Raw genomic sequence first — 26,142 nt, forward strand, 5'->3', positions numbered from 1 at the left:
CGATCATGCGATACGATCATCTTGCTCGCTGAGGGGGTCGCCCCCCGACAGTGGTCACGCGTTGGTGGTCCAAGGAAAGACGCCCCGCTTCCTGCGGGGAGATGCAGGTGCAAGGCCTGCCCGGCGCTCGAACAGAACCCCGGCCCGCTCCAGCGGGACCGGGGTTCTTCCGTGTCCGCCCCATGGCGCCGCCTCCGCGGGCCCCGTGGACCGGGAGGGGGACGTCACCCGGTCCACGGCGGAGCACGGATCAGCCGAGCTTGGCCTCCTGCGCCTCGATGACGGCGGTCGGCTGCCCGAACGCCTCGCCCCGGCCGACCGCCGCGATGTTGAAGGACGAGAACCCGGCGAGCGTGGTGCCCTGGCGGAAGACGACGACCTTCGTGTCGGCGGGGGTGCCGTCCAGCTCGGTGCCCACCGTCCAGGCGACCGCGTCCTCGCCGGCCGCGAGCTTCTCCTCGGTGACCTTGGTGACCTGCTGCTTCTCACCGCCGATCGACATGGCGAAGCCCCCGGCGCACTTCTTGCCGGCCTCCCGCAGCGCGGCGAGGGTCCGCTGTGCGCCGTCGGCGTCGTAGGACCGGAGGGAGGTCATCGTCTTGGTGATGTCGAGGGAGTCGAGCATCGCCTCCTCGGCCTCCTTCTCCGTCAGCCCCGTGAGGTCCGGCATGCCCTTCTTCGCCGCCTCGGACTCCTGGGTGACGAGCCGCTGGACGCTCGCCGCCGGCGTGCCCGTCGGCACGGACGACAGCGCCTGGGCGACGGGCTCGCACTCGGCCTGCTCGACGGAGAGGGTGCCGGGGTCGAAGACGTCGTCCTTGCCCGGCTCGGCGACCTTGTGGTCCTCGAGGTCGGCCGGGGCGACCACCAGCTTCTCCAGTTCGGCGGCGGTCAGCGCCTTCGCGGCCGGGGCGCCGGACGCGGCGTCGCCCTTCGCCGCCTTGTCGCCGCCGCTCCCGCCCTCCTCGTCCCCGCCGCCGCAAGCGGTGACCAGAAGGACGAGGGCGGCCGCGGAGGCGGTCAGGACGGTACGGCGGACGGCGGTGGTCCTCATGGGTGTTCACTCCCTGGTTCCGGCGCCCCGCGCCCGGTCGCGGCGCGGGGCTCACCGGAGTGAGACCGCCGTGGGTCGATCGAGGTTGCGCCGGGCCGCCCTCAGACCTGGACGATCGGCTCCCGGGTGAACAGGGCGCCGAGTTCAGGGGCGTTCACCCGGCGGTCGGCCAGGCGCAGGCACTCCCAGGCGGTGACCTGGTTGGCGGTGAGGACCGGCTTACCCAGCTCCTTCTCCAGGGCGGGGATGTGGGCGATCGTGTGCAGGGCCGTGTGCGGCAGGAGCAGGGCGTCCGCGTCCGGGGTGTCGGCCGCGCGGGCCAGCGCGAACAGCTCCTCCTCGCCCCAGGCGCCGGCCTCCGCCGCCGTGACGGTCCCGGAGCTGCGCACCCCGGTCACCTCCACCCCGCCGGCCCGCAGGAACTCGGCGAAGAGCAGGGCCACGTCGTCCGGGTAGGCCGCGCCGACGGCGACCCGCCGCGCCCCGACCTCCCGCACCGCGCGCACGAAGGCGAACGACGTCGACGACGCCGGCATGCCCGCCGCCAGGGCGAGACTGCGCACCTGCTCGTGGGCGCCCTCCCAGCCGTGCACGAAGCCGCCGCTGGTGCAGGCCCACACCACCGCCTCGGCGCCCGAGAGGCGCAGCTGCTGGAGGCCGGCCGCCAGCCGCTCGGGCGCTCCCATCTGGAGCAGCGCGTCCACCCGGTGCGCGTCCTCACCGATGTCGGTGTGCACCAGGTCCACCCGGATGTCGCTGCCCAGCAACTGCTCGATGCGCGGATAGTCGTCCTCTGCGGAGTGGCCCGGATAGAGGAATCCCAGTGCGGTCATGTCCAGCCTTCCTGCTGCTTCCCTTCCGGCACGTCCGGCGCCACGGGACCGGACGCCTGACCCGGCGGTACGGTCCCGGAGCGTGCCGACGCGTCGGTCGGCGCCTGATACGGTCCCACCCCTCGGGTACCCAATCGGCGCAACGCCGCCCACCTGGTCACCTGGTTGGCCGAGATGACCGGTATGCACAGTTCGGCCCCGAGCTGCGGTATGACGTCACAGGCCGGCGGATCGGTGCAGTAGGCAGTAGGGGAAGAGCGCCTCCGCCGCGCCGAGCCGGCCGCGCACCGCCGCCCGCCGCGCCAGGTCCACCGCCTCGCGGCAGGTGACCTTCCGGATCCGCCGGGTCAGCCCCGTGGAGGCGAGAGGCGACGCGCGGCACGTCCGACGCCCGCCGGTTCGGCGTGATGCAGCCGTCCGCGTACTTCGTCGACGTCGGCCGGGGCCGGCTGGTGGTGGCGGACGCGCCGGCCGAGGCGCTGCGGCGGCGCTGGACCGCGGGCGCCGCGCTGGACGTCTTCACCACCGAGCCGTTCCCCCGCGGACAGCCCCCTGCGGGGGCTCCCGGATCTGGTCGCGTCCCCGCACATGAGCGGGGGCACGGTCGGCCGGCGGGACGAACTCGGGGCGCGGTTCGTGGAGTTGTTCGAGCTGGGGGCGGCGGGCAGGCCGCTGGTGCACGTGGTCGACAAACAGCGCGGGTACGTACCGGGCCACTGACGTGTCCAGGGGGACCGATGTCCGGGCTCACCGAACCGGCCGCCGCGGGGCTCCCCGACGGCTGCCGCCGGACCGCCGCGTCCCGGGAGCGGTGCCGGGGCCCCGGCCCACGCCGCCGTCGAGCAGCAGGTCGTCGCGCTCGTGGGACAGGGCCAGGTCCACGACCGTCGTACCGGGGCGGACCTCGCGGCCGTGACCGTGGGACGCCGTGCCCGGCTCGGCGCCCGCGAAGGAGAAGCAGCGCAGGTCGCCCGGGACGGGGGGTGACGGTCGGGTTCTCCAGGGGCGGTCCCGTCCCGCGAAGGGCGGGAAGAGGGCGTGGACCTCGTTGCGCGCGTACTCGGCGTGGTGGACGTCGCCGGACGGCGGGGGTGATTTCCGGACGGCCTCGCAGGTGAGCGGGGCCCGGTCGTCGGGCAGGCGGGCCGTGCGGCTGATCCCGCGCGTGACCAGGGAGATCTCCAGGAACCGGTCTGCCGTGTCCCCCGTCGTCCCGCCCCGGTCACGACCGCCCGGCCGCCGGACGGGGCCGAAACTGGCCGGAATAAATCGCATCGCTTCGGGTAGCCGCGCCGCCATGGCTCCACCACTGCAACCACTGAGACGACTCCGGGAAGCCCCCGGACCCACACGCCGGTCGCTGCTCGCGGGGGTCGCGGCGCTCGGCGCACTGGGTGCCGCGGGCTGTTCCCGGGTGCCGACGGCGGCGGCCACCGACGGGGGTGACCTGCTGGACCGGCTGAGGGCCGCGGGCGTCGTCCGCCTGGGCATAGCCGGTGAGATCCCGTTCGGCTACATCGACAGGGACGGCGAGCTGACCGGCGAGGCGCCGGAACTGGCCAGGGTCATCTTCGGACGGCTCGGCGTGGACCGGGTGCAGCCCGTGCCCACCGAGTTCGGCTCGCTGATACCCGGGCTGAACTCCCAGCAGTTCGACGTCGTGGCCGCCGGGATGTACGTCAATCCCGAGCGCTGTGAGCAGGTCATCTTCTCCGACCCCGACTACCAGATGCTCGACGCGTTCATCGTGCGCAAGGGCAACCCGAAAGGCCTGCACGACTACCGGGACGTCGTGGAGAAGAAGGCGAGGTTCGCCACCGGCACCGGGTACGCGGAGATCGCGTACGCCGTCGAGGCCGGGTACGAGGAGGGCGACATCCTGATCGTCCCCGACCAGGTCGCCGGCCTGAACGCCGTCGAGGCCGGACGCGTCGACGTCTTCGCCGGGACCGCGCTCACCACCCGCGAGGTGGTGAAGAAGTCGAGCAAGGCGGAGGTCACGGAGGCCTTCAAGCCGATCGTCGGCGGGAAGCCGCACGTCGACGGCGGCGCGTTCGCCTTCCGGCCGACCGAGACCACGCTGCGGGACGCCTTCAACGTCGAGTTGCGGAAGCTCAAGAAGAGCGGTGAACTGCTTCGCATCCTCAGGCCCTTCGGGTTCACCGAGGACGAGATGACGAATCTGACCGCGAAGGAGCTCTGCGGCGGATGACACCGGGACTCTGGGAACTCGTACTCGACGGCGTCTGGGTGACGGTGCAGCTGCTCGTCCTCAGCGCGCTGCTGGCGACGGCGGTCTCCTTCGTGGTCGGCGTCGCGCGCACCCACCGGCTGTGGATCGTCCGCTTCCTGGCCGGCTTCTACACCGAGGTGTTCCGCGGGACCTCGGCGCTGGTGATGATCTTCTGGGTGTTCTTCGTGCTGCCCCCGGCCTTCGGCTGGCAGCTGGTGCCGTTGTGGGCGGGCACCCTGGCGCTCGGCCTGACCTACGGGGCGTACGGCTCGGAGATCGTGCGCGGCGCCCTCGCCGCGGTCGACCCGGCCCAGCGCGAGGGCGGTGTCGCGCTCAGCTTCACGCCCTGGCAGCGGATGCGGCTGATCCTGCTGCCGCAGGCGGTGCCGGAGATGATCCCGCCCTTCTCCAACCTGCTGGTCGAACTGCTCAAGGGCACCGCCCTGGTGTCGATCATGGGCATGGGCGACCTGGCGTTCAGCGGCAACCTGGTGCGCCTGGCGCTGCAGGAGAGCGCGGAGATCTACACGTACATCCTGCTGATCTACTTCGTGATCGCCTTCCTGCTCACCCGGGTCATGCGCGGTCTGGAGAAGAAGCTGAAGGCCGGCGTCGGCAAGGTTCCGGTCCGTGACCCGGACGTGGAGCTGAAGCGGCCCGAGACGACCACCGTGGGAGGTGCGGCCTGATGAAGTGGGACTGGAGCGCGGTCTCCGACTTCATGCCGCACTTCTGGGACGGTCTGCTGGTCACCCTGCAGATCCTGGCCCTCGGCTCGCTGATCTCGTTCGCGCTGGGTCTGGTGTGGGCGCTGCTGATGCGGGCGCCGACGCGCTGGGTGACCTGGCCGGTCGGCGCCGTCACGGAGTTCGTCCGCAACACCCCGCTGCTGGTGCAGCTGTTCTTCCTCTTCTACGTGCTGCCCGAGTGGGGCGTGACCTTCTCGGCGCTGACCACCGGCGTCTTCGCCATCGGGCTGCACTACTCGACGTACACGATGCAGGTCTACCGCGCGGGCATCGAGGCCGTGCCGGTCGGCCAGTGGGAGGCGGCGACGGCGCTGAACCTGCCGCCGCGCCGGACGTGGACCGCGGTGATCCTGCCGCAGGCCGTGCGCAGGGTGGTGCCCGCGCTCGGCAACTACGTCATCTCGATGCTGAAGGACACGCCGCTGCTGATGGCCGTCACCGTGCTGGAGATGCTCGGTGAGGCGCGGCTGTTCTCCCAGCAGAACTTCCAGTTCACCGAGCCCCTGACGGTGATCGGCGTGGCCTTCGTCGTCATCTCCTACCTGGCCTCCCTTGCCCTGCGAGCCCTGGAGCGACGCCTTGTCCACTGACACCCACGCCCCGTTCGGCAAGAAGCCGGAGCGTCCCGGGGGCCCGCGCGGCACCGGCGAGCTGATCCGACTCGAACAGGTCACCAAGCGGTTCGGAAACCACACGGTCCTGGACCACCTGGACTTCTCCGTGGACGCCGGCAAGCACGTCACGCTGATCGGCCCGTCCGGTTCGGGCAAGACCACGATCCTGCGGCTGCTGATGACGCTGCTGAAGCCGGACGAGGGCACGATCACCGTCGACGGGGAGCAGCTGTTCCCGGCCCCCGAGAAGCGGGTCCGCGAGGTCCGCAAGAAGATCGGGATGGTGTTCCAGCAGTTCAACCTGTTCCCGAACATGACGGTGCTGCGGAACATCACCGAGGCCCCGGTCACCGTGCTCGGCATGTCCAAGGACGCGGCCGAGGAGCGGGCGCGGGAGCTGCTGGAGATGGTCGGGCTGACCGACCACCTCGGAAAGCGCCCCGGACAGCTGTCCGGCGGTCAGCAGCAGCGGGTGGCGATCGCGCGGGCGCTGGCGATGCGGCCCCGGGTGCTGCTGCTCGACGAGGTGACCTCGGCGCTCGACCCGGAGCTGGTCGCGGGCGTGCTGGACGTGCTGCGGGACATCGCCCGCTCCACCGACATCACCATGCTCTGCGTCACCCACGAGATGAACTTCGCCCGGGACATCTCCGACCAGGTGCTGATGTTCGACCAGGGCCGGATCATCGAGGCGGGCGCGCCGGAGAAGATCTTCAGCGAGCCCGAGCACGACCGGACGCGGGAGTTCCTCAGCGCGGTGCTGTGACCACGGAGCTGTGACCGCGGACCGTGAGCGGGGCAGTGTCCGGGACACACGCCGTGGAGCAGTCCACCGGCACATGCCAGCGGGCCGACGCCGCAGATCAGGGGGCCGCATTCTTGTCAACACCCGCTTTCCGGGAGCCGCTCGGCGGCTATCGTGGAGGGGATTCGCTGACCGGATTGCGGCCCCATACGCGAGCGCAGGGGGAAACCGTGGCGCTGAGGCACGAGCCGACCGCGCCGTACCGCTCGGTCCAGGACGCGCTGCGCGTCCTGGAGACGGTGGCGCGGCACACCACAGGAGTCACCGACACCGACATCGCCCGGGAGACCGGCCTCGCCGCGGAGCGGCTGACCGCGCTCCTGCGGATGCTGCGCCGCGAGGCCTACGTCGAGCAGATCGCCGACGGCGGGTACGTCACCGGGGCGGCCTTCGCCCGGCTGGGCGCCGCCGAGGGACACCAGGAGGCTCTGCGCGAGAAGCTCCAGCGCACCCTGGACCGGCTCCGCGACCGGGTGGGCGCCGCCGTCTACCTCAGCCGGTACGTCGACGGCGAGGTCAGGGTCACCCAGTACGCCGACGGCCCGGCCACCCCGAAGGTCAACGAGTGGGTGGACTTCCGCTGCTCCGCGCACGCCACCGCGGTGGGCAAGAGCCTGCTCACCCAGCTCGACCACGACGGCCGGCGCGACCACCTCGCCCGGCACCGGATGGCCCGGCTCACCTCGCGCACCATCACCAGTGACGCGCTGCTGCTCTCCCGGCTGGCGGCGCAGCCGCCCACCGTGCCCGTGCTGGACCTCCAGGAGTACGCGGTCGGCACGGTCTGCGCGGCCGTCCCGCTCACGGCCGGCTCCTCGGTGGGCTGTCTGGCGCTGTCCCTGCCGGTCGCGCACGCCCACCGCCTGCGCCGGGCCGCCGACACGCTCAACCGCAGCGCGGCCCCGGTGCTGCTGTCCCTGACGATCTAGGCGGGCCGGCGGTGGCACGGACCACCCTCCGGGACCGGGTAGTATTTTCCCTGTCGCCGACCGCGAAAGCGGACGGCGGGAGTCATGCGCCGCTAGCTCAGTTGGTTAGAGCAGCTGACTCTTAATCAGCGGGTCCGGGGTTCGAGTCCCTGGCGGCGCACCGAGAAGGGCCTCTCGTGGGAGCGAGAGGCCCTTTGGCGTGCCCGGACGGGGTGTCGCGGCGGTCCGGGACGCTCAGCACGCGACGCTCAGAACGTGACGTCGGAGCAGGCGTAGAACGCGTTGCCCGTGTCGTGGACCGTCCACACCGCGAGGATCACGTGGTGCCCGCTGAGCCCGGACGGCAGCCGGCCGCTGTGCGACAGCGTCTGCGGCGGGCGCTGGCCGTTGTAGGGAACGGTCAGGAACGGCGTGAGGTTGAGGTCGGAGCGGGCCAGGTTGTGGTTCTGGTTCCAGCCCGGCCTGGTGATGTAGTACCTGAAGTCGGTGGTGGCGTGCATCGCCGTGAACTGCCACCGGAAGGTGTAGTTCTGGCCGCCGGACACCCGGGTGGTGGGCCAGGCGCCGCCCGAGGGGGTCTTCGGGCCGTCGAGCTGGGCGAAGGGCGCGTTGCCCGCGGAACAGAGCCGTCCGTCGGCGGGACCCGAGGCGGGGAAGCCCTTCGGGCCCTCGACGCTCTGCGGCTCCCACTGGATGGATCCGCAGTTGGTCACCGAGCCGTTCTGGCAGAGCTTCTGCCGGCTGACCGGCAGATCGGTGTAGCCGTGGCCGCTGGCACCACCGGAGGAGAGCACGAGTGCTCCGGTCGTGGCCAGTCCCACCGCGGCCGCGTACATCTTGGTCCTTGTGCGCATGCTGCCGCTCCTGGTGAACGTGGGGGGAGTTTCCTCGAGCCGTGCAGGTAGGTCTAGACCAAGTCTGAGATTATGGGCACAGATTGAGCATGTCCATACCAATCACAGGTCCCGTTCCCCCGCCGTTCACGGGCCCGTCTCCCCCCGTCCCGCGCAGAACGCCACCGTCAGGTCCTTCACCAGCACCTTGCGTTCGTAGTCGTCCAGCTCCACCAGCCCCCGCATGGTCAGCCGGGTCACCGTGTCCTCCACCGAGTCCACCACCGAGCCGAGCACGCTCGCCCGGTGCTGGGCGTCCAGCGCGGCGATCCTGCGCCGGTGCATCGCGGCGGCCACCTCGGGCGCGTACTCCACCCGCAGCGGCCGCACCGCGAACACCTCCACCCCCACCGGCGCGGTGTCCGCCGCCACCAACCGGGTCAGCGCGTCCTGCGCCGCCTCCACCGCGCCCTCGCTCGCGCCCGGCGCCGCCACCGGCACCCGCACCAGCGCCGCCTCGACGCACGCGCGCAGGTACGCCTCGTGGTCCTCGACGCCCAGCGTCGCCCGCGCGGTGTCCCGCACCCGCCACACCACCAGCACGGCCACCCGCAGCGCGACCCCGCTGCGGTCGGCCGCCCGCATCGGCTCACCGCGCCAGTGTCGCAGCCGTACGTCGACCCGGCGGCGCAGCAGCAGCGGGTTGACCCACATCAGCCCGGTCCGCCGGACGGTCCCCCGGTAGCGGCCGAACAGCTCGAGCGCCCAGGCACGCCCGGTCCGTCCGCGGGCCAGCCCGCCGAACCCGAACAGGCCGAGCGCCCCGGCCCCCGCGTACGCCGCCCACTGCGCGGGGCCGAGCCCCGCCGCACCGGAGCGCGAAGCCGGTCCGAGCGCCTCCGTCACCGGCGGCGGCAGCACGCCCGCCCACCACGAGACGGCCACGCAGCCGGCCGCCCCGCACACCCCGGCGAGCACCCCCGCGAGGCCGGGCAGCACCCGGGCGGGCCGCTCCACCAGTTCGGGGTCGACCCGCGGAACGGCGGGTCCGGTCCGTCCGCCGGCCGGACCGCGCGGACGGGGCCGCTTCCCCGCTCCGTGCCCGCCCCCGTCCGTGCGGCGGGCGACGACCGCCGGGCGCAGCCGCACCGGCGCGGGCTCGGGGGCGTCGCGGAACAGCAGGTGGACGGGGATCTCGGTGGTGGACCCGGTGTGGATGAGCCGGACCGGCCGGGCTGCCGCCGCGCCGCCGTCCATCGGACCGCCGTCCACCGCGCCGCCGTCCACCGGACCGCCGTCCACCGGACCGCCGGGCTCGGGGACGTTCTCCGGGACGTCCTCGGGGACGTTGCCCGGAAGGGGGGATGTCGTCGTGGTCATGCGTGCCTCCAGCCTCCGCGCCAGATGCGTCACACCGGTCACTTCGAGGGACGTGGGCGCCGGGCGGTGCCTCACGCCCGGGACGGGTCAGGAGAGGAACAGCCGCCGCCAGGTCTCCGGGCCCGGACAGCCGTCCGCCGCTCCGCCGCGCCAGCCCTGGGCCCGCTGGAAGGCCTCCACGTTGCGGCGGTCGGCCTCGCCCCAGCGCGGTCCCGGCCCCTTCGTGTAGTACCGGCCGAACCCCTTCTTCACCAGCTGCCTCCCGAGCCGCGTGACATGGTCGTCGACGGCGCCCGGCCGGAACGGCGCCCGGCCCGGATAGCCCGGCACCCCGTGCGAGGAAGGGGCGGACGAGAACCGGGCAGTAACGGAAGCGGAACCTCCGCTCGGGATGTCCCTGCCCCCGCCGGTCACCAGCAGCTCCCAGGTCAGCGGCCCCGGCAGCCCGTCCGCCGCCGCGCCCCGCCACCCCTGGGCCTCCTGGAACGCCCGGGTCGCCGCCCGGTCCGCGTCCGTCCAGCGCGGACCGGGCGCGGCGGAGTAGAAGCGCCCGGCACCGCGGGCGACGAGCATCCGGCCGAGTTCGGCGACGTATTCGTTCTCCGCCCCGGGGCCGAAATAAGCCACCCCGGGGAACGGGATCCGGCCCGTCGGGCGGGGCGCTCCCGCCCCCGCCGCGCCGTCGGTCACCCCCTTGTAGCGGTACGGGACGTAGCGCGCGGAGTTGCTCCAGTAGGCGTAGGGGGTGGTCTTCCGACGGGTGTGCGGGGTGGTCTGCTCGTAGGCGACGTACCGGGAGCGGGCGGTGTCCGCCCAGCCGCCGAAAAGGACGACGTGGGATCCGCCGTAAGGGGAGGCCGCGTCGTGGAACAGCAGCACGTCGCCCGGCTGGAGTTCGTCCTTGGTGATTCTCTCGGCGTATTTCCCGAGGCTCCCCGTCCATTCGTTCCCGGGCAGCCGCCAGGCCATCGAGACATAACCCGAACAGTCCTGCCGGTAACCGTCGGACCAGTACGAGGCCACGCTGTACGGAACCTTCCGGGCGACCCAGTTCCGGGCCCGCTCGACGATGTCCGCGCGGGTGATCGAGGGCACCCGCACGGGGCTCGCGGGTGGGGCCGCCCGACCGCCGGGACCATATAGCGGAGCCCGCTTCCCCTGCGGGGTACCTCGCCCTTCACCTGCGGGAACGTCCGGAACAGCGGGCCGCTGGGCCGAGGGTGCGGCGACCGCGGGGGCGGCGGGCGCGGCGACCGCGGCCGAGGTCACGGCGGCCACGACGAGGGCGGTCCGGTGCGCCGCCGGATGACCGGGAAAGCGGCCGGTCCCGGAATGCGGAAGGACGCGCCGCCAGTGCGCGCAGCCGGGGCAGTCGCAATCGTCCGCCGGATCGATTTCCTCGAATACCGGAGACTCCATGCGATTCCCCTCACACTCCCGGTCGATTTCTTCACGTCCCTGCACGACGGCCAGTTTCGCAACCGTCCTCCGCACGCGCATGTTGACGGTCCGAACGATGTACGGGCGGTGAACCGGGCGCGTGCCGGGCACGGCCCGCGGGTGGCGGCCGGGCGGACGGCGGCCGGGCGGACGGCGGTCGGGAGCACCCGCCGGGGTCCTGTAGAGTTACGCCGTCAGCGCGCGCCGCTAGCTCAGTTGGTTAGAGCAGCTGACTCTTAATCAGCGGGTCCGGGGTTCGAGTCCCTGGCGGCGCACCGACCCGACGGGCTCCTCGTGCAGACGAGGAGCCCGTCGGTTTTTGGCCGGATACCCCCTCGCGGCCGTTGAACGCAACCCACTCGGCGCACGTATGCAACATCGGCCCCCCGGGACTCCCTCAGCGTTCACAATGGACCCGTATGACCGGTGAACACCGTGTTTCGCGCCTTGCGATCATGATGGGCACCGTAGAACCTGGGTTCTTCACGTTGCCGCGGATTCGCGGCGGTTGGGGGGCGAGAAACCGGTTGCTGACGATCCGGGACGAAGGTCCCGCTTCACGAAGCGATGCCGAGGGGAGGCGTCATGCAACCGGAACGGCGCTGTGCCGTGTCTATAAGGTGTGGATGACGTGGTGACAGCGGTCCACCACGGGTACGTCCGTGACGGTCGAGGGGGACCGGATCGGACGCGAGAAAGCGACGAGACACGCGGCGACCGTCGTGTGTTGGGGGGATGACTCATGACGTCGACGCCGACGGGGTCCCAGAGGGACGACGACGATCCGTCCCGGACCACCCAGCTCAGGGTGCCCGGCCATCGGAACTGGAACACGGGGACGTTCCGCCGGATCAAGAAGGCGCTGCCGAGATACGACTACGAGCACTACAGCCGGCTCGCGGGTCCCCTCACCCAGCCCGATCCGAACAGACCGTACAAGGTGCAGTACCGCTCGCTGATCGGCCAGGAGCCGCACCGCATCCGCATCGCGCTGATGCTGGCCGCGGCCCCGGTGCTGTCGCTGGTGCTCCTCGTGTGGCTGCTGCAGCCCTCGCACTGGACCGAGCGGGACTACGTGGAGTTCGAGTGGCTGCCGGCCCTCGACATCGTCATGCTCGTCTCGATCGGCCTGATCGAGTTCTTCCGCTGCATGAACGTGCTGTCGAACGCGCACGCCACGCTGGTCGCCCGCGACCCGATCCCGGTGGTGCCCGAGACCGGCACCCGGGTCGCCTTCCTCACCTCCTTCGTGCCCGGCAAGGAGCCGCTGGAGATGGTGACGAAGACCCTGGAGGCGGCCGTCAGGATCCGCCACCGGGGCCTGATGCACGTCTGGCTGCTCGACGAGGGCGACGACCCCGAGGTGAAGGAGGTGTGCGCCCGGCTCGGCGTGCACCACTTCTCCCGCAAAGGGGTCGCGAAGTGGAACCAGGAGAAGGGCGCCCACCGCGCCAAGACCAAGCACGGCAACTACAACGCCTGGCTGGACGCGCACGGCGACGACTACGACTTCTTCGCCTCGGTCGACACCGACCACGTGCCGCTGCCGAACTACCTGGAGCGGATGCTCGGCTTCTTCCGCGACCCCGACGTCGGCTTCGTCATCGGCCCGCAGGTCTACGGCAACTACGACAACTTCGTCACCAAGGCCGCCGAGTCCCAGCAGTTCCTCTTCCACGCGCTGATCCAGCGCGCCGGCAACCGCTACGGCTCGCCGATGTTCGTGGGCACCTCCAACGCCGTGCGCATCAAGGCGCTCAAGCAGATCGGCGGTCTGTACGACTCGATCACCGAGGACATGGCGACCGGCTTCGAGATGCACCGCCACAAGAACCCGGCGACGGGGCGGAAGTGGCGCTCGGTCTACACCCCGGACGTGCTCGCGGTCGGTGAGGGCCCCAACGCCTGGACCGACTTCTTCACCCAGCAGATGCGCTGGTCGCGCGGTACGTACGAGACGATCCTCAAGCAGTACTGGAAGGGCTGGTACTCGCTCCCGCCGAGCAAGCTCTTCAACTACACGATGATGATCATCTTCTATCCGATGTCGGCCCTGAACTGGATCCTGGCGGCGCTGAGCTGTGCGCTGTTCCTGGGCCTGGGCGCCTCGGGCGTGAACATCGACCCCACGGTCTGGCTGATGCTCTACGGCAACGCCTCCGCCCTGCAGATCGGCCTGTACGTCTGGAACCGCCGGCACAACGTCTCGCCGCACGAGCCGGAGGGCTCCGGCGGTGTGGCCGGCATGGTGATGTCCGCGCTGTCCGCGCCGCTGTACGCGAAGGCGCTGATCGACTCCGTCCTGCGCAGGAAGAGCAAGTTCGTGGTCACCCCGAAGGGCGACTCGGCCAGCCCGGACACCTGGTTCGGGACCTTCCGGTACCACTGGTACTTCATCCTGATCTTCGCCGGCTCCATCGCCGCCGGCTTCGTCCACGGACACTCGCATCCGGCGATGGTGATCTGGGCGACCTTCGCCCTGCTGATCACCGCCGCGCCGATGTTCGCCTGGCGGCACGGCATGCGGCAGGACCGGAAGAAGCCCGGCGCCCACTCCGGGGGCGGGCGGCCGGACGCCGCCGGGGCGCCCCGCGCGCAGGAGCCGCCGCAGATGCCGCAGCAGCAGCACGCCCCGCAGGACCGGCCCGCCTGGGCCGCCTCGCACGGCGGGCCCGCGGGCACCGGGGACGCCCCCGGAAACGACCAGACCATGCAGATCGCCCTTGGTGGACTTGGGGGACGTAAGGAATGAAGGACCGTGCAGGCCGCCGTCGGGCCCGTCGGATCACGATAGGCACGGCGGTGGTGCTGGCGCTGGCCGGAATGAACGGGCCGTGGCTCTACCGCTTCGGCACCGAGAAATACCACCAGTACAAGATCGACCAGCCCGAGTACAAGGCCGAGAACGGCAAGTGGGAGATCGTCGAGTTCCCCGAGGAGTACCGGCAGAACACCATCCACGCGGCGCTGCTGCGCACCGGGAAGGTGCTGCTCGTCGCCGGCTCGGGCAACGACCAGGACAACTTCGACGCGAAGAGGTACGACACCCGGATCTGGGACCCCGTCAAGGGGACCGTCAAGAAGGTGCCGACGCCCACCGACCTGTTCTGCACCGGCCACACCCAGCTCGCCAACGGCAACCTGCTGATCGCGGGCGGCACCAAGCGGTACGAGAAGCTCAAGGGTGACGTGAAGAAGGCCGGCGGCCTGATGCTCGTCCACAACGAGAACCCGGACAAGCCGATCACCCTGCCCGCCGGCACGAAGTTCACCGGCAAGGAGAACGGCAAGACCTTCGTCTCGAAGGACCCGGTGCTCGTCCCACGCGCCGAGAAGAACTTCGACCCGGCCACCGGCGAGTTCCTGGGCAACACCCCGGGCGTCGGCCGCATCTACGTCGAGGCACAGCAGGAGGGCGCCAAGTACGAGACCGGCACCCAGGACAATTACAGGGTGCAGGGCCTGACCGGCGCCGACGCGCGCAACACGTACGGCATCGCCGAGAAGCTCGCCCTGGACAAGAAGGACTTCCAGGGCATCCGGGACGCCTTCGAGTTCGACCCGGTCGCCGAGAAGTACATCAAGGTCGACCCGATGAAGGAGGCCCGCTGGTACCCGACGCTCACCACCCTGAGCGACGGCAGGATCCTCAGCGTCTCCGGCCTCGACGACATCGGCCAGCTGGTCCCGGGCAAGAACGAGATCTACGACCCGGAGACCAAGGAGTGGGAGTACACCGACAAGGTCCGCCAGTTCCCGACGTACCCGGCGCTGTTCCTGATGCAGAACGGCAAGGTCTTCTACTCGGGTTCGAACGCCGGCTACGGACCGGACGACGTGGGCCGCGACCCGGGTGTCTGGGACGTGGAGACCAACACGTTCACGAAGGTCCCCGGGCTGAGCGACCCCGACATGCTGGAGACGTCCGGCACGGTGCTGCTGCCGCCCGCGCAGGACGAGAAGTACATGGTGATCGGCGGCGGCGGGGTCGGCGAGTCCCGCAAGGCCAGTGAGAAGACCCGCATCGTCGACCTCAAGGCCGACGACCCGAAGTTCGTCGACGGGCCGTCACTGGACAAGGGCACCCGCTACCCGCAGGCGTCGATCCTGCCGAACGACGACGTGCTGGTCACGGGCGGCTCGGAGGACTACCGGGGCCGCAGCGACTCCGACATCCTCGAGGCGCGGATCTACGACACGGAGAAGAACGCGTTCCGGCGGGTCGCCGACCCGCTGGTGGGCCGCAACTACCACTCGGGCTCCGTCCTGCTGCCCGACGGCCGCGTGATGGTCTTCGGCTCCGACTCGCTCTACGCCGACAAGGCGAACACCAAGCCGGGCGAGTTCGAGCAGCGCATCGAGATCTACACGCCGCCGTACCTGTACGGCGACAACGAGCAGCCCGATCTGTCGGAGGGGCCGGAGACCATCGAGCGCGGCGGGTCCGGCACGTTCACCTCGGCGGACGCGGCGTCGGTCAAGAGCGTGCGGCTGATCCGGCCGAGCGCGTCCACGCACGTCACGGACGTGGACCAGCGGTCGATCGCGCTGGACTTCACGACCGACGGGGACAAGATCACCGTGACGGTGCCGGAGAACGAGAACCTGGTGCAGTCGGGGTGGTACATGCTGTTCGTGAACGACGGCGACGGGACGCCCAGCAAGGCGCGGTGGGTGCGGGTGCCGTAGCGCGCTCCCGCGGGTGCGTTCTCGGGCGCGGGAGCGCTGCGCTCGTCGCGCGGTTCCCCGCGCCCCTAGGAGGTTGACCCCTCGGCCAGCTTCAGGGCGTACTCGGGCCACCACTCGCCCGCCTTCGGACCGCCCTTGCACTCGCCGTCCGACTCCCCCGGGCGCTTGACCCACAGGTAGGCGTCGACCAGGGGGTCGGACGTCCTGGTCGTCGGGGTCTCGCCGAGGGCGCGGCCGGGCGGGTTGCACCAGCGTTCGTCCGCGGCGCCCTCGGTGTAGGGGCCGTTGCCGTTGCGGCTGGTGTCGACGACGAAGGGCTTGCCGCCGATCTTGGCGGAGAGCCGCTTGCCGTAGGCGATGGAGTCCTCGGTGGAGTAGAAGTTGGAGACGTTCACCGAGAAGCCGTCGGCCTGGTCGACGCCCGCCCGCTTCAGCGGCTCGTGGATCTGGTCGGGGTCGCCCCAGCCGGCGTTGCCCGCGTCCAGGTAGACCTTGGTGTTCTTCAGGCCCTTCAACTTGGCTATGGCGCCCTTGAGGAGGTCGTAGCGCTCCTCGTGGAACTCGCCCGGGGTGCAGCCGTCCACCAGGTGCAGCACCGCGTCGGGTTCCAGGATCACGGTCGCCGGACGGTCCCCGATGCCCTGGGCGACACCGTCGACGAAGGCGCGGTAGGCGTCGCCGTCGGCGGCGCCGCCCTGCGAGTACTGGCCGCAGTCGCGGTGCGGGATGTTGTACAGGACCAGCAGCGCGGTGCGGCCCGCCTCGTCCGCGGCCTCGGTGAAGCCGCGGGCCTGTTCCTCGGGGTTCTCCGGGCTGATCCACTCGCCGACGGGCTGCTGGGCGATCTTGCGGATCTGGTCGGCCTGCTCCTTCTCGCCGTCCTCCAGCAGCCGGGCGACCTGCCGCGCGGCGTTGCCGTCCGGGTTGACCCAGAAGGGGTCGGACTCCTTCGGCTGCTGCGTGATCCCCGCGCCGGCGTCCGGCTCGTCCCCCTTGCCGTCCGAGGACGAGCATCCCGTGATCAGCAGTGCCGCCCCCAGCACCGCCGCGGACGCCCGCCCCCCGACGAACGCCCCGACCCCCCTGCTGCCGTACATCGAGCCCCCCTTGGGTGCACTTGTTCCATGTGCTCCGAGCCCCAATCCTGACATACGTCCCGCGGCGCCCACGAGGCCGAACCCGACCTTGTCCGCCGTCTGTCACAGCCCGGCGCCACGCGGGCGTCCGGCCGTGCCGTACGGGGTCCGGCGGCGGGAGCCGCCTGCGGGGATCACGGACCGCGACCGGGCCGGGGGGGGCGGCGCCGGTCGCCGGGTCGGGAGGGCTGTGCGGGGCTCAGGGGCCGGTTCCGGTCCCGGTCAGGTACGCCGAGACGATCGCGTCGGCCGCGCAGCCGCCGGCGGCCCGGCCGGGGTCCTCGGCGCAGGCGACCAGCAGGAGTTCGGCCCGGTCCGCGGGGCGCGGCTCGGCGGCCCGCCGGGCGTCGAACCGTTCGCGGGAGAGGACCCGGACGTCCTCCACGGTGAACTCGGCGGTCCCGGCGTCCGCGCGGGTCACCCGGACCGTCTGTCCGGGTTCGAGCGCGTCCACCGGGCGGAGGGCGGCGGACCCCACCACCAGCGCGGTGCCGGACTCCCCCGGCGCCACCCCGTCCGCGTACCAGCGGACCGCGCCCGGCCGGCCGCTGCCGTCGGCCACCACCGGCACGCGGACGCCGAGGGCCGGGATGTCGAGGCGCCGCGGCGCCGCGGCGCCCAAGGAACGGTGCGCGGGCGGCAGTCCGGCCCTGGGCGGCCGTCCGGCCGCCGCCATGTCGCCGACGGCGGTCCCGGACACGCCGGCGGGTACGTCGCCCCGTTCACCGCCCCACAGCCACAGCCCGAGCAGCAGCGCCGCCCAGGCCGCACCGGCGAGCGGCCGTCCGGCACCGGACGGGCAGCCCGTACGGAGGGTGTTCAGCGGGGAACCCATCGTGCACCTCCAGACATCTGGAGGGTCCCGCGCGGGTCCCGGCGCCGCATCCCCGCGAGGGCGGCGACTGCTCCGTACGGGTGAACGGGGTCAGATCAGGTCGACCAGGTCCGCGATGGAGTCCACGACCTTGGACGGCCGGTACGGGAAGTTCTCCACCTGTTCGGTCCGGGTCAGGCCGGTGAGCACCAGGAACGTCTGCATGCCAGCCTCGATGCCGGCCAGGACGTCGGTGTCCATCCGGTCGCCGATCATCGCGCTGCTCTCGGAGTGGGCCCCGAGGGCGTTGAGCCCGGTGCGCATCATCAGGGGGTTCGGCTTGCCCGCGAAGTACGGCTGCCTGCCGGTCGCCTTGGTGATGAGCGCGGCCACCGCGCCGGTCGCCGGGAGCGGTCCCTCGGTGGAGGGGCCGGTCTCGTCGGGGTTGGTGCAGATGAAGCGGGCGCCGTCGTTGATCAGGCGGACCGCCTTCGTCATGGCCTCGAAGGAGTACGTCCGGGTCTCCCCGAGGACCACGTAGTCGGGCTCGTGGTCGGTGAGGACGTAGCCGATGTCGTGCAGCGCGGTGGTCAGTCCGGCCTCGCCGATGACGTACGCCGAGCCGCTGGGGCGCTGGTCGTCCAGGAACTTGGCGGTGGCGAGGGCGGAGGTCCAGATGTTCTCGATCGGCACCTCCAGGCCCATGCGGCGCAGCCGGGCGTGCAGGTCGCGCGGGGTGTAGATCGAGTTGTTGGTGAGGACCAGGAAGGGCCTCCCGGACTCGCGCAGCTTCTTGAGGAAGGCGTCGGCGCCGGGAATCGGTACGCCCTCGTGGATCAGCACCCCGTCCATGTCGGTGAGCCACGATTCGATCGGCTTGCGGTCTGCCATCTGCGGGATCTCCTGCCGTACGCGGTCCTGCGTGCGCCCCAGCCTAAACAGACCCGGATCTTGAGGGAACGCCGGATACGGCTCGGCTCGCGGGCGGGCGGGCGGTTCGGTGGCGGCGGGGCGGGAGGGGCGTTCGCGCCGGACGGCGCGAACGTGGCGCAAACGCGTGTTGCCGCTGTGCCCTGTGCGTCGCAGCCTGAAGTGGCGGGAGCGCTCCCATGACCACCCGTGCCCCCACAGCCCCGTTCATCGGTCGCCGACAGCACGCGGAAAGAAGGAGATCGTGGTTTGTCATATGCATGCCTTTAGGGTGCGGCTCCGTCTGGCGTTCGTCCTGTGCGCCCTGCTCGCGGTGGTGCCGGCCCTCGTCCCGTCCGCCACCGCGGCGCCGGAGGAGGACGCGCCCGCCGTCCCCCTGCCCTCGATCGACGCCACCACCACCCAGGTCGCCTCCGGGCTGAGACGCCCCACCGCCATCGTCGCCCCCGACGACGGCACGGACCGGCTGTTCATCACCGAGAAGTCCGGCACCGTCCGCGTCTACCACCCGGACACCGGCCTGGAGCGGACCCCGCTGATCGACGTCACCGCGTCCGTCGACGAGTCGGGCAACGAGCGCGGCCTGCTCGGCATCGCCCTCCCGCCCGACTTCGCCGACAGCCAGGAGCTGTACCTGGCGTACACGGCGCCGCCCGACGGCGCGGTCACCCTCGCCCGCTACCGGCTCGACGACTCCCGCCTGGAGCCCCTGCTCTCCCAGGAGCACGCCGAGTACAACAACCACAACGGCGGCCAGCTCGCCTTCGGCCCCGACGGCAACCTGTACTGGAGCATCGGCGACGGCGGCGGCTCCGGGGACCCCTTCCGTTCCGGACAGCGGCTGGACACCCTGCTGGGCAAGATCATGCGGATCGACGTGAGCCGGGCGTGCGGCTCGCTCGCGTACTGCGTCCCCTCCGACAACCCCTTCGTGGACACGCCCGGCGCCCGCCCGGAGATCTGGCTGTACGGGCTGCGCAACCCGTGGCGGTTCTCCTTCGACCGGGCCGACGGCTCGATGTGGATCGGCGACGTCGGCCAGGGCCACTGGGAGGAGATCGACCACATCGCCCCCGGCCGGGGCGGGCTGAACCTCGGCTGGTCCTGCTACGAGGGCCTGGAGAGGTTCACGGACGGGGACTGCGGGCCCGGCGGGGAGCACACCGAGCCGGTCTTCACCTACTCCCCCTACACCGGCGGCTGTTCGGTCATCGGCGGCCACGTGTACCGGGGCCGGGAGTACGCCGACCTGGTGGGCGGCACGTACATCGCCACCGACTACTGCTCCTCCACGGTCTGGGCGCTGCGACCCGACGGGCGGGGCGGCTACGAGCAGGCCGAGATCGGCAGGACGCCCACGCAGGTGACGTCGGTCGGCACGACCGTCGACGGGGAGTTCTACATGGTCAACGACCTGCCCGGCGGCCTGCACAAGGTGTCCTTCTCGCGGGAGGAACCCACCTGCCGGGTGGACCGCACGGTGACGTCCTGGGGAACCGGCATGACGGTCGGCCTCACCGTCACCAACACCGGCAACGCCCCGGTGAACGGCTGGACACTGGAGTTCCCGCTGACCCTCGACCAGACGATCGTCTCCGACTGGAACACGAACCTCACCCAGCTGAGCAACGTGATCAAGGCATCCGACGCCGCCCACAACGCCACGATCGCACCGGGCGCGAGCATCACCCTGGGCTACCTGGCGGAACACACGGGCGACAGGACGCCGCCCCCACGCTTCACGCTGAACGGCGACGCCTGCGCGGTGGGCCGCTGACACGCCGCCCGCGCGGCTGCGGGCGGTCGCGCCTCCCCCGGTGCCCCAAGGGCCTGGGAGGCGCCCCCGGGGCGGCACGGGCGGGCGGTGGGGGGTGTCCCCCCCGCTCACGGGGGTCCCCCGCTCGAGCGGAGCCGGGAGCGGGGGAGAAGCCGGGAGCGGGGGGCCGACCGGCGAACGCCGGTGAGTGAGACCTCCGCCGCCGGCCGCACCAAGGCCGCGCCGAGCCCGGTGCCGGAGGGGGCCGAAGCCCCCTCCGGTCAGGCGTCCCCCCGCCCGAACACCGGCGCCAGCACCAGCTGCGCCGCCCCCTCCGCGACCCCGCCGCCCACCACCCGCACCGGCACCGCCGCGTCCCCCGTCCGCCGGGCCCGCGCGTCCAGTACGGCCCGCACGCCCCGTACGAACGCCTCCGGGTCCCCCTCGACCGTCCGCCCCCCGAGCAGCACCCGGTCGATGTCCAGCAACCCCACCAGGTTCCCCGCCCCCACCCCCAGGACCCGCGCCGCCTCCTCCGTCTCCCCCCGCGCCACGGCCCCGAGGCACAGCGCCTCCACGCACCCCCGCTCGCCGCACCCGCACGGCGGCCCGTCCAGCTGGATCACCTGGTGCCCGAACTCCCCCGCCCCGGTCCTCGTCCCCCGGTGCACGCTCCCCCCGATCACCAGTCCCGCCCCCAGCCCCGTGCCCAGGTGCAGGTAGGCGAAGGAGCCGCCCTCGCCACCGACCGCGAGACCCAGCGCCGCCGCGTTGGTGTCCTTGTCGACGACCACCGGCACGCCGAGCCGCCGGGCCAGCGCGTCCCGGAGCGGGAAGCCGTCCCACTCGGGGAAACCGGTGACCCGGTGCAGTACGCCCGTGTCGTGGTCGAGCGGCCCGGGCAGCGCGACCCCGACGCCGAGCGGCGACCGGTCCGTCCCGGCCGCACCCGGCGTCCGCAGCGCCTCGACCGCCCCGGCCACTCGGGTCAGGACCGCCTCCGCCCCCGCGCCCAGGTCCAGTGGGGCCCGCCGCCGGTCCACCACCGCACCGTCCAGGTCGACCAGGACCGCCCGCACCTCGTCCCGGTCCAGGTGGACGCCCACCGCGTGCCCCGCCTCCGGGACCAGCCGCAGCACCGTGCGCGGCTTGCCGCCCGTGGACGCCCGGCGCCCCGCCTCCGCCGCGAGGCCGTCCTCCCGCAGCCGGGCGGTGATCTTGCTGACCGCCTGCGGGGTGAGCCCGGTCCGCTCGGCGAGCTCCAGCCGGCTGATGCCCTCCGTCCCCGCGGTCCGCAGCAGGTCCAGCACGAGCGCGGTGTTGTGGCTGCGCAGGGCGAGCAGGTTCACCCCCAGCGGGGCCCCGTGCGTGCCGTGCGCCCCGCCGATGCCGTCGTTCGTCCTGTTCACCGGCCCATTCTCTCCCCTGCTTGCACTTTGGCAACAGCGTTGCGAAAGTAGGAGCCATGACTGGCACCCCCCTCCGCGTCGGACTCGTCGGCTACGGCCTCGCGGGCTCCGTGTTCCACGCCCCGCTGATCGCCGCGACCGAGGACCTCGCGCTCGACACGGTGGTCACCTCGAACCCCGAGCGGCAGCGACAGGCCCGCGACGAGTTCCCGGACGTACGCGTCGCCGCGAGCCCGGACGAGCTGTTCGCCCGCGCCGGCGAACTGGACCTGATCGTCATCGCGTCCCCGAACAGGACGCACGTCCCGCTCGCCCGGGCCGCCCTCGAGGCCGGTCTGCCGGTCGTCGTCGACAAGCCGCTCTCCGGCGCGGCGGCCGAGGCGCGCGAGCTGGCGGCGCTGGCCGAGGAGCGCGGCCTGCTCCTCTCCGTCTTCCAGAACCGCCGCTGGGACAACGACTTCCTCACCCTGCGCAGGCTGGTCGAGGAGGGCGAGCTCGGCGACGTGTACCGCTTCGAGTCCCGCTTCGAGCGCTGGCGCCCGCAGCTCAAGGGCGGCTGGCGGGAGTCCGGCGACCCCGCAGAGATCGGAGGTCTGCTCTACGACCTCGGCAGCCACGTCGTCGACCAGGCGCTGGTCCTCTTCGGCCCGGTGACCGCCGTCTACGCCGAGGCGGACATCCGGCGCGACGGCGCGCGGACCGACGACGACACGTTCCTCGCGCTGACGCACGCGAACGGCGTCCGCTCCCACCTCTACGTCTCGGCGACCACGGCCCAGCTCGGCCCGCGCTTCCGCGTCCTGGGCTCGAAGTCCGGCTACGTCAAGCACGGCCTGGACCCCCAGGAGGCCGCCCTGCGCGACGGCCAGCGCCCCGGCACCGGCTGGGGCATGGAACCCGAGGAGCTGTGGGGCCGCATCGGCGCCGGGGAGTCCCCGGTGACCGGCGGCGGACACCCCGTGCCCACCCTCCCGGGCGACTACCCCGCCTACTACGCGGCCGTGGCGAAGGCCCTGCTGGCCGGAGCCCCCAACCCGGTGACCGCGCACGAGGCGGCCGCCGCCCTGGACGTGTTGGAGGCCGCCCGCCGGTCGGCCCTGGAAAGGGTTACGGTGACGCTGTGACCACCCCGAAGCAGTCTTCCGAACCGACCCCGAGCGTGGAGGAGTTGGAGGAGCAGGAACGCCGCCTGGTCCTCCGCCGGTTCACGCACGACGACGCGTGGGCTCTCGGCTCCCTGCTGGTGGAGATGGCGCGCGAGCGCCAGGCCCCCGTCGCCATCGACATCCACCGCGCGGGCCAGCAGCTCTTCCACGCCGCGCTGCCCGGCTCCGCTCCCGACAACGACGCCTGGATCGCCCGCAAACGCCGGGTCGTCGAGCGCTACGGCGCCGCCTCCTACCTGGTGGGCTCCCGCTACCGCGCCAAGGGCACGACGTTCGAGGCGTCCTCCCGCCTGGACCCCGACACCTACGCGGCCCACGGCGGCTCCTTCCCCCTCACGGTGGAGGGCGTGGGCGTCATCGGCGCGGTGACGGTCTCGGGCCTCCCCCAACTCCAGGACCACCAGTTGGTGGTGGAGGCCCTGGAGCGCTTCCTGTCCCGTTCGTAGACACGGCCGGGCCGTCCCCGTCGGCGCGGGGCGGCCCTCCCGGGCCCGTCCGGCTCCCGCCGACACGGCGGAGGGTGGGGACGCGCCCCTCGCCTCCGGCGGCCGCCCGCCGCCGCTCCGCCGGCGCGGCGCTGCTCCGGCCGGGTGACACCCGGCGCGCGGTCCGGCGCCGCGGCGGCGACGCTGGCGTCATGACACCCCTCATACCAAGGCGGCCGGCCGCCGCGCTGCTCGTCTGGCTCGTCCTCCTGTCCGGGACGGCCGCGGCGGCCCCGGCCGGCGGGGACCCCGGGGCCTCGGACGGACCTCCCACGGCCGCCGGCGACGTGCTGTCACCCCTGGCGGAGGCCGCCCGTCCGTTGCGCACCACCGAGCCCTCGGGCCCCTTCGAGGACCTGCGCCCCTTCGGCGAGGCGGTCGGTGACGCCGTGGTGGTCGGCGTCGGCGAGGCCGCCCACGGCTCCCACGACTTCGTCACCTTCCGGCACCGGGTGCTGCGGTACCTGGTCGAGGAGAAGGGCTTCCGCTCCTTCGTCCTGGAGGCCAACTGGAGCGCGGGGCTCCGTCTGGACGACTACCTGCTCACCGGGCGCGGCGACCCCGTCCGGATCATGTCCGAGGAGTTCCGGGACGCCTTCCTGCTGCTGCACAGCCGGGAGTACCTGGACATGATCCGCTGGATGCGCGCCTACAACGTCGCCCACCCCGACGACCCGGTCAGGTTCGCCGGCAACGACAGCGGCTACGCCGGCCCGGAGCTGTACGACCGGGTCGTCGGCCACGTCCGGCGCGCCCACCCCGGCCTGCTGCCCGCCGTCACCGACCTGTACGAGGGCCTGCGCCCCACCCTGCCCGTCGACGCGTGGATGCGCGCCGCCGTGACCGAGCCCCTGGACGAGCGGCGCGCCCGGGCCGAGCGCACCGGACGCGTGCTGGAGCTGCTCCGCGCCCACGAACCCGCCGGGACGGACCGGGACCACGCCTGGGCCGTCCAGCACGCCACCGTGATCGACCAGGTGGCGCGCCTGTACGCCTTCGACCTCACCGACCCCGCAGCCGTACCGCGGGCCATGGCCCACCGTGACACCGTCATGGCGGAGAACACCCTGTGGTGGCACCGCCGCACCGGCCACCGGCTGGTGCTCGGCGGGCACAACAGCCACCTGTACACCAGCAGTTCCACCCCCGCCCTCCCCCTCGCCCAGGGCACGGTGCTCCGGCGGCGGCTGGGCGGCGGCTACCTGGCGGTGGGCCTCTCCTTCGACCGGGGCGCCGTGCACGCCACCGCGCAGGGCCTGCAGAACCCGGCCGACGACGACGTCGGCCGGGTCGAGGTGGAGCCCGCCGCTCCCGGCTCGCTGGAGCACCTCCTGGACCGGGTGGGCCACCGGAACTGGTACGCCGACCTGCGCACCGCGCCGCCCGCCGCCCGCGCCCTGCTGGACGTCACCCGGCCCAAGCGGGAGATCGGCACGGACTACCCGCCGCCCGGCGACCGGGTCGACCTGCTGAGGTCGGCGGACCTGGTGGTGCACCTGCACGAGATCCGGCCGAGCCGGAGACTCGCCCGTGAAGCGGCCGAACCGCGGCCCCTCGCGCCGGGGACGTCCACCGGCCTGCTGCCCGCCCTGGAGGAGGCGGCCCGTCCGCTGCGCACCGTGGAGCCCACCGGCCCCCTCGACGACCTGCGCCCCCTGGGGGAGGCGGTGGGTGACGCCCGGCTGGTCGGCGTCGGTCAGGCCGTCCACGGCTCCCGCGACTTCCTCGCCCTCCAGCACCGGGTGCTGCGGTACCTGGTCGAGGAGAAGGGCTTCCGCTCCCTCGTCCTCGAAGCCCCTTTCAGCGCGGGGCTCCGCCTCGACGACTACGTGCTCACCGGGCGCGGCGACCCCGCCCGGATCATGGCCGAGGAGTTCCAGAACGCCTACCTGTTCATGCGGACCCGCGAGGTGCTGGACCTGATCCGCTGGATGCGCGCCCACAACGTCGCCCACCCCGACGACCCGGTCAGGTTCGCCGGCAACGACAGCAGTTACGCGGGCCCCGATCTGTACGACCGGGTCGTCGGCCACGTCCGGCGCGCCCACCCCGACCTGCTGCCCGCCGTCACCGACCTGTACGAGGGCCTGCGCCCCACCCTGCCCGCCGGCGAGCACATGGTGGCCGCCTTCGAGGAACCCCTGGCCGTGCGGCAGGAGAAGGCCGAACGCACCGGACGCGTCCTGGAACTGCTGCGCGCCCGGAGCATCGCCGGGCGCACCGGGGCCGGGGACGACCACGTCCGGGCGGTGCGCAACGCGGAGGTCGTCCACCAGGTCGCACGCCAGAACGCCTTCGACTACGACGACCCGGCCGACGAACGCGAGGCCCTGGCCTACCGCGACACGGTGATGACGGACAACACCCTCTGGTGGCTCCGGCAGACCGGCACCCGGGCGGTGCTGGCCGCCCACAACGGCCACGTCTACCTGGAGGGCTACGACCCCGACTACCCGGTCATCCAGGGCGGCCTGCTCCGCCGCGCGCTCGGGGACGCCTACCGGGTCGTGGGCCTGGCCTTCGGCCACGGCTCCTTCCACGCCACCGACGAGGGCGTCTCCGACCCCCGTGACGAGGACGTGAAGGTGTTCCGCTCGGGACCGGTCGCGGCCGGTTCGGTCGAGCACACCCTGGACCGGGTGAGCCACCGCGACTGGTACCTCGACCTGCGCACCGCACCACCCGCCGTCCGCGCCTGGCTGGCGGTGCCCCGTCCCAAACGGGAGATCGGCACGCACTGGCCCCGGGACCCGGACCGGGTCGACCTGCTGAGGTCGGCGGACGTGGTGGTGCACCTGCACGAGGTCCGGCCGAGCCGTCTGCTCCCCGGCGGCTGAACTCGGCCCGGCCGGGCGGCCCCGCGCCCTCCGGGGGCGCGGGGAACCGC

General features: G+C 72.5%; 21 protein-coding genes, 2 tRNA genes and 2 pseudogenes. 14 read left to right on the top strand and 11 right to left on the bottom strand.

Annotated elements, in window-relative coordinates:
• Positions 1 to 250: 250 nt before the first annotated feature.
• The 3 genes and pseudogenes from ACZ8ZB_RS12670 to ACZ8ZB_RS12680 all read right to left on the bottom strand — a co-directional run.
• A complete protein-coding gene (locus tag ACZ8ZB_RS12670; protein ID WP_470737821.1) occupies positions 251 to 1,054 on the bottom strand; it encodes a hypothetical protein in 804 nt (267 codons plus the stop codon).
• Between the two features lie 101 nt (positions 1,055 to 1,155).
• Positions 1,156 to 1,887 (bottom strand): maleate cis-trans isomerase family protein, encoded by a 732-nt coding sequence (locus ACZ8ZB_RS12675; protein ID WP_470737822.1) that lies wholly within the window; start codon positions 1,885 to 1,887, stop codon positions 1,156 to 1,158.
• Positions 1,884 to 2,250, bottom strand: a pseudogene (locus tag ACZ8ZB_RS12680) (maleate cis-trans isomerase family protein); the annotation flags it as partial. The pseudogene ACZ8ZB_RS12680 and the gene ACZ8ZB_RS12675, both read right to left, overlap by 4 nt.
• 2 nt (positions 2,251 to 2,252) lie before the next feature.
• Between ACZ8ZB_RS12680 and ACZ8ZB_RS12685 the strand changes: the two are divergent.
• Positions 2,253 to 2,607: pseudogene (locus tag ACZ8ZB_RS12685) on the top strand (NAD(P)-dependent oxidoreductase); the annotation flags it as partial.
• Positions 2,608 to 2,634: 27 nt separating this feature from the next.
• Here the strand turns inward: ACZ8ZB_RS12685 and ACZ8ZB_RS12690 are convergent.
• A complete protein-coding gene (locus tag ACZ8ZB_RS12690) occupies positions 2,635 to 3,186 on the bottom strand; it encodes a DUF3830 family protein (RefSeq protein ID WP_470737823.1) in 552 nt (183 codons plus the stop codon).
• On the opposite strand from ACZ8ZB_RS12690, the gene ehuB reads away from it, so the two are divergent.
• From ehuB to ACZ8ZB_RS12720, 6 genes are all read left to right on the top strand, one after another.
• Entirely contained in the window at positions 3,185 to 4,099 is a 915-nt protein-coding gene (ehuB, locus tag ACZ8ZB_RS12695) for an ectoine/hydroxyectoine ABC transporter substrate-binding protein EhuB (protein WP_470737824.1), read from the top strand. The two genes, ACZ8ZB_RS12690 and ehuB, sit on opposite strands and share 2 nt — an antisense overlap.
• Entirely contained in the window at positions 4,096 to 4,809 is a 714-nt protein-coding gene (gene ehuC, locus ACZ8ZB_RS12700) for an ectoine/hydroxyectoine ABC transporter permease subunit EhuC (protein WP_470737825.1), read from the top strand. The genes ehuB and ehuC overlap by 4 nt, the downstream gene beginning before the upstream one ends.
• On the top strand, positions 4,809 to 5,459 hold the full coding sequence (gene ehuD / locus ACZ8ZB_RS12705; protein WP_470737826.1) for an ectoine/hydroxyectoine ABC transporter permease subunit EhuD: 651 nt from the start codon (positions 4,809 to 4,811) through the stop codon (positions 5,457 to 5,459). The genes ehuC and ehuD overlap by 1 nt, the downstream gene beginning before the upstream one ends.
• Positions 5,449 to 6,249 (top strand): ectoine/hydroxyectoine ABC transporter ATP-binding protein EhuA, encoded by an 801-nt coding sequence (gene ehuA / locus ACZ8ZB_RS12710; protein WP_470737827.1) that lies wholly within the window; start codon positions 5,449 to 5,451, stop codon positions 6,247 to 6,249. Before ehuD ends, ehuA begins: the two co-directional genes overlap by 11 nt.
• Before the next feature lie 209 nt (positions 6,250 to 6,458).
• Positions 6,459 to 7,217: an IclR family transcriptional regulator gene (locus tag ACZ8ZB_RS12715; RefSeq protein WP_470737828.1), complete on the top strand. Its 759-nt coding sequence runs from the start codon at positions 6,459 to 6,461 to the stop codon at positions 7,215 to 7,217.
• An 86-nt stretch (positions 7,218 to 7,303) separates the two neighbouring features.
• Positions 7,304 to 7,377: transfer RNA gene (locus ACZ8ZB_RS12720), tRNA-Lys, on the top strand.
• 88 nt (positions 7,378 to 7,465) lie between these two features.
• Here the strand turns inward: ACZ8ZB_RS12720 and ACZ8ZB_RS12725 are convergent.
• The 3 genes from ACZ8ZB_RS12725 to ACZ8ZB_RS12735 form a co-directional block, all read right to left on the bottom strand.
• Positions 7,466 to 8,071, bottom strand: a complete 606-nt coding sequence (locus tag ACZ8ZB_RS12725) for a lytic polysaccharide monooxygenase auxiliary activity family 9 protein (RefSeq protein WP_470737829.1) — start codon at positions 8,069 to 8,071, stop codon at positions 7,466 to 7,468.
• A 126-nt stretch (positions 8,072 to 8,197) separates the two neighbouring features.
• Positions 8,198 to 9,430: an SPFH domain-containing protein gene (locus ACZ8ZB_RS12730; protein WP_470737830.1), complete on the bottom strand. Its 1,233-nt coding sequence runs from the start codon at positions 9,428 to 9,430 to the stop codon at positions 8,198 to 8,200.
• Between the two features lie 87 nt (positions 9,431 to 9,517).
• Positions 9,518 to 10,849 (bottom strand): peptidoglycan-binding protein, encoded by a 1,332-nt coding sequence (locus tag ACZ8ZB_RS12735; RefSeq protein ID WP_470741471.1) that lies wholly within the window; start codon positions 10,847 to 10,849, stop codon positions 9,518 to 9,520.
• 222 nt (positions 10,850 to 11,071) lie between these two features.
• On the opposite strand from ACZ8ZB_RS12735, the gene ACZ8ZB_RS12740 reads away from it, so the two are divergent.
• The 3 genes from ACZ8ZB_RS12740 to glxA all read left to right on the top strand — a co-directional run bounded on the left by ACZ8ZB_RS12740 (position 11,072) and on the right by glxA (position 15,559).
• Positions 11,072 to 11,145, top strand: a tRNA-Lys gene (locus tag ACZ8ZB_RS12740).
• A 467-nt stretch (positions 11,146 to 11,612) separates the two neighbouring features.
• Positions 11,613 to 13,622, top strand: coding sequence for a glycosyltransferase family 2 protein (locus ACZ8ZB_RS12745; protein WP_470737831.1), 2,010 nt, complete (start codon positions 11,613 to 11,615; stop codon positions 13,620 to 13,622).
• Positions 13,619 to 15,559 carry a radical copper oxidase GlxA gene (gene glxA, locus ACZ8ZB_RS12750; protein WP_470737832.1) on the top strand — a complete coding sequence of 647 codons (1,941 nt, stop codon included), beginning with the start codon at positions 13,619 to 13,621 and terminating at the stop codon, positions 15,557 to 15,559. The genes ACZ8ZB_RS12745 and glxA overlap by 4 nt, the downstream gene beginning before the upstream one ends.
• Positions 15,560 to 15,624: 65 nt before the next feature.
• Here the strand turns inward: glxA and ACZ8ZB_RS12755 are convergent, their stop codons facing one another.
• The 3 genes from ACZ8ZB_RS12755 to ACZ8ZB_RS12765 all read right to left on the bottom strand — a co-directional run bounded on the left by ACZ8ZB_RS12755 (position 15,625) and on the right by ACZ8ZB_RS12765 (position 18,400).
• Positions 15,625 to 16,656 carry a glycoside hydrolase family 6 protein gene (locus ACZ8ZB_RS12755; RefSeq protein ID WP_470737833.1) on the bottom strand — a complete coding sequence of 344 codons (1,032 nt, stop codon included), beginning with the start codon at positions 16,654 to 16,656 and terminating at the stop codon, positions 15,625 to 15,627.
• Positions 16,657 to 16,894: 238 nt separating this feature from the next.
• On the bottom strand, positions 16,895 to 17,530 hold the full coding sequence (locus ACZ8ZB_RS12760; protein ID WP_470737834.1) for a sortase domain-containing protein: 636 nt from the start codon (positions 17,528 to 17,530) through the stop codon (positions 16,895 to 16,897).
• A 90-nt stretch (positions 17,531 to 17,620) separates the two neighbouring features.
• Entirely contained in the window at positions 17,621 to 18,400 is a 780-nt protein-coding gene (locus tag ACZ8ZB_RS12765) for an HAD-IIA family hydrolase (protein WP_470737835.1), read from the bottom strand.
• A gap of 310 nt (positions 18,401 to 18,710) precedes the next feature.
• Between ACZ8ZB_RS12765 and ACZ8ZB_RS12770 the strand changes: the two genes are divergently transcribed.
• Positions 18,711 to 20,216, top strand: a complete 1,506-nt coding sequence (locus tag ACZ8ZB_RS12770; protein WP_470737836.1) for a PQQ-dependent sugar dehydrogenase — start codon at positions 18,711 to 18,713, stop codon at positions 20,214 to 20,216.
• Between the two features lie 260 nt (positions 20,217 to 20,476).
• Here ACZ8ZB_RS12770 and ACZ8ZB_RS12775 read toward each other — a convergent pair whose 3' ends face one another.
• A complete protein-coding gene (locus ACZ8ZB_RS12775) occupies positions 20,477 to 21,604 on the bottom strand; it encodes an ROK family transcriptional regulator (protein ID WP_470737837.1) in 1,128 nt (375 codons plus the stop codon).
• A gap of 56 nt (positions 21,605 to 21,660) precedes the next feature.
• Here ACZ8ZB_RS12775 and ACZ8ZB_RS12780 point away from each other — a divergent pair, with 56 nt between their 5' ends.
• The 3 genes from ACZ8ZB_RS12780 to ACZ8ZB_RS12790 all read left to right on the top strand — a co-directional run bounded on the left by ACZ8ZB_RS12780 (position 21,661) and on the right by ACZ8ZB_RS12790 (position 26,092).
• The gene (locus tag ACZ8ZB_RS12780) at positions 21,661 to 22,728 is read left to right on the top strand and encodes a Gfo/Idh/MocA family protein (RefSeq protein WP_470737838.1); all 1,068 of its coding nucleotides are present in this window, start codon (positions 21,661 to 21,663) and stop codon (positions 22,726 to 22,728) included.
• Positions 22,725 to 23,216 (top strand): heme-degrading domain-containing protein, encoded by a 492-nt coding sequence (locus ACZ8ZB_RS12785; protein ID WP_470737839.1) that lies wholly within the window; start codon positions 22,725 to 22,727, stop codon positions 23,214 to 23,216. Before ACZ8ZB_RS12780 ends, ACZ8ZB_RS12785 begins: the two co-directional genes overlap by 4 nt.
• 191 nt (positions 23,217 to 23,407) lie before the next feature.
• A complete protein-coding gene (locus ACZ8ZB_RS12790; protein ID WP_470737840.1) occupies positions 23,408 to 26,092 on the top strand; it encodes an erythromycin esterase family protein in 2,685 nt (894 codons plus the stop codon).
• Positions 26,093 to 26,142: the final 50 nt, after the last annotated feature.

The organism is Streptomyces sp. 12E (genome assembly GCF_055633275.1).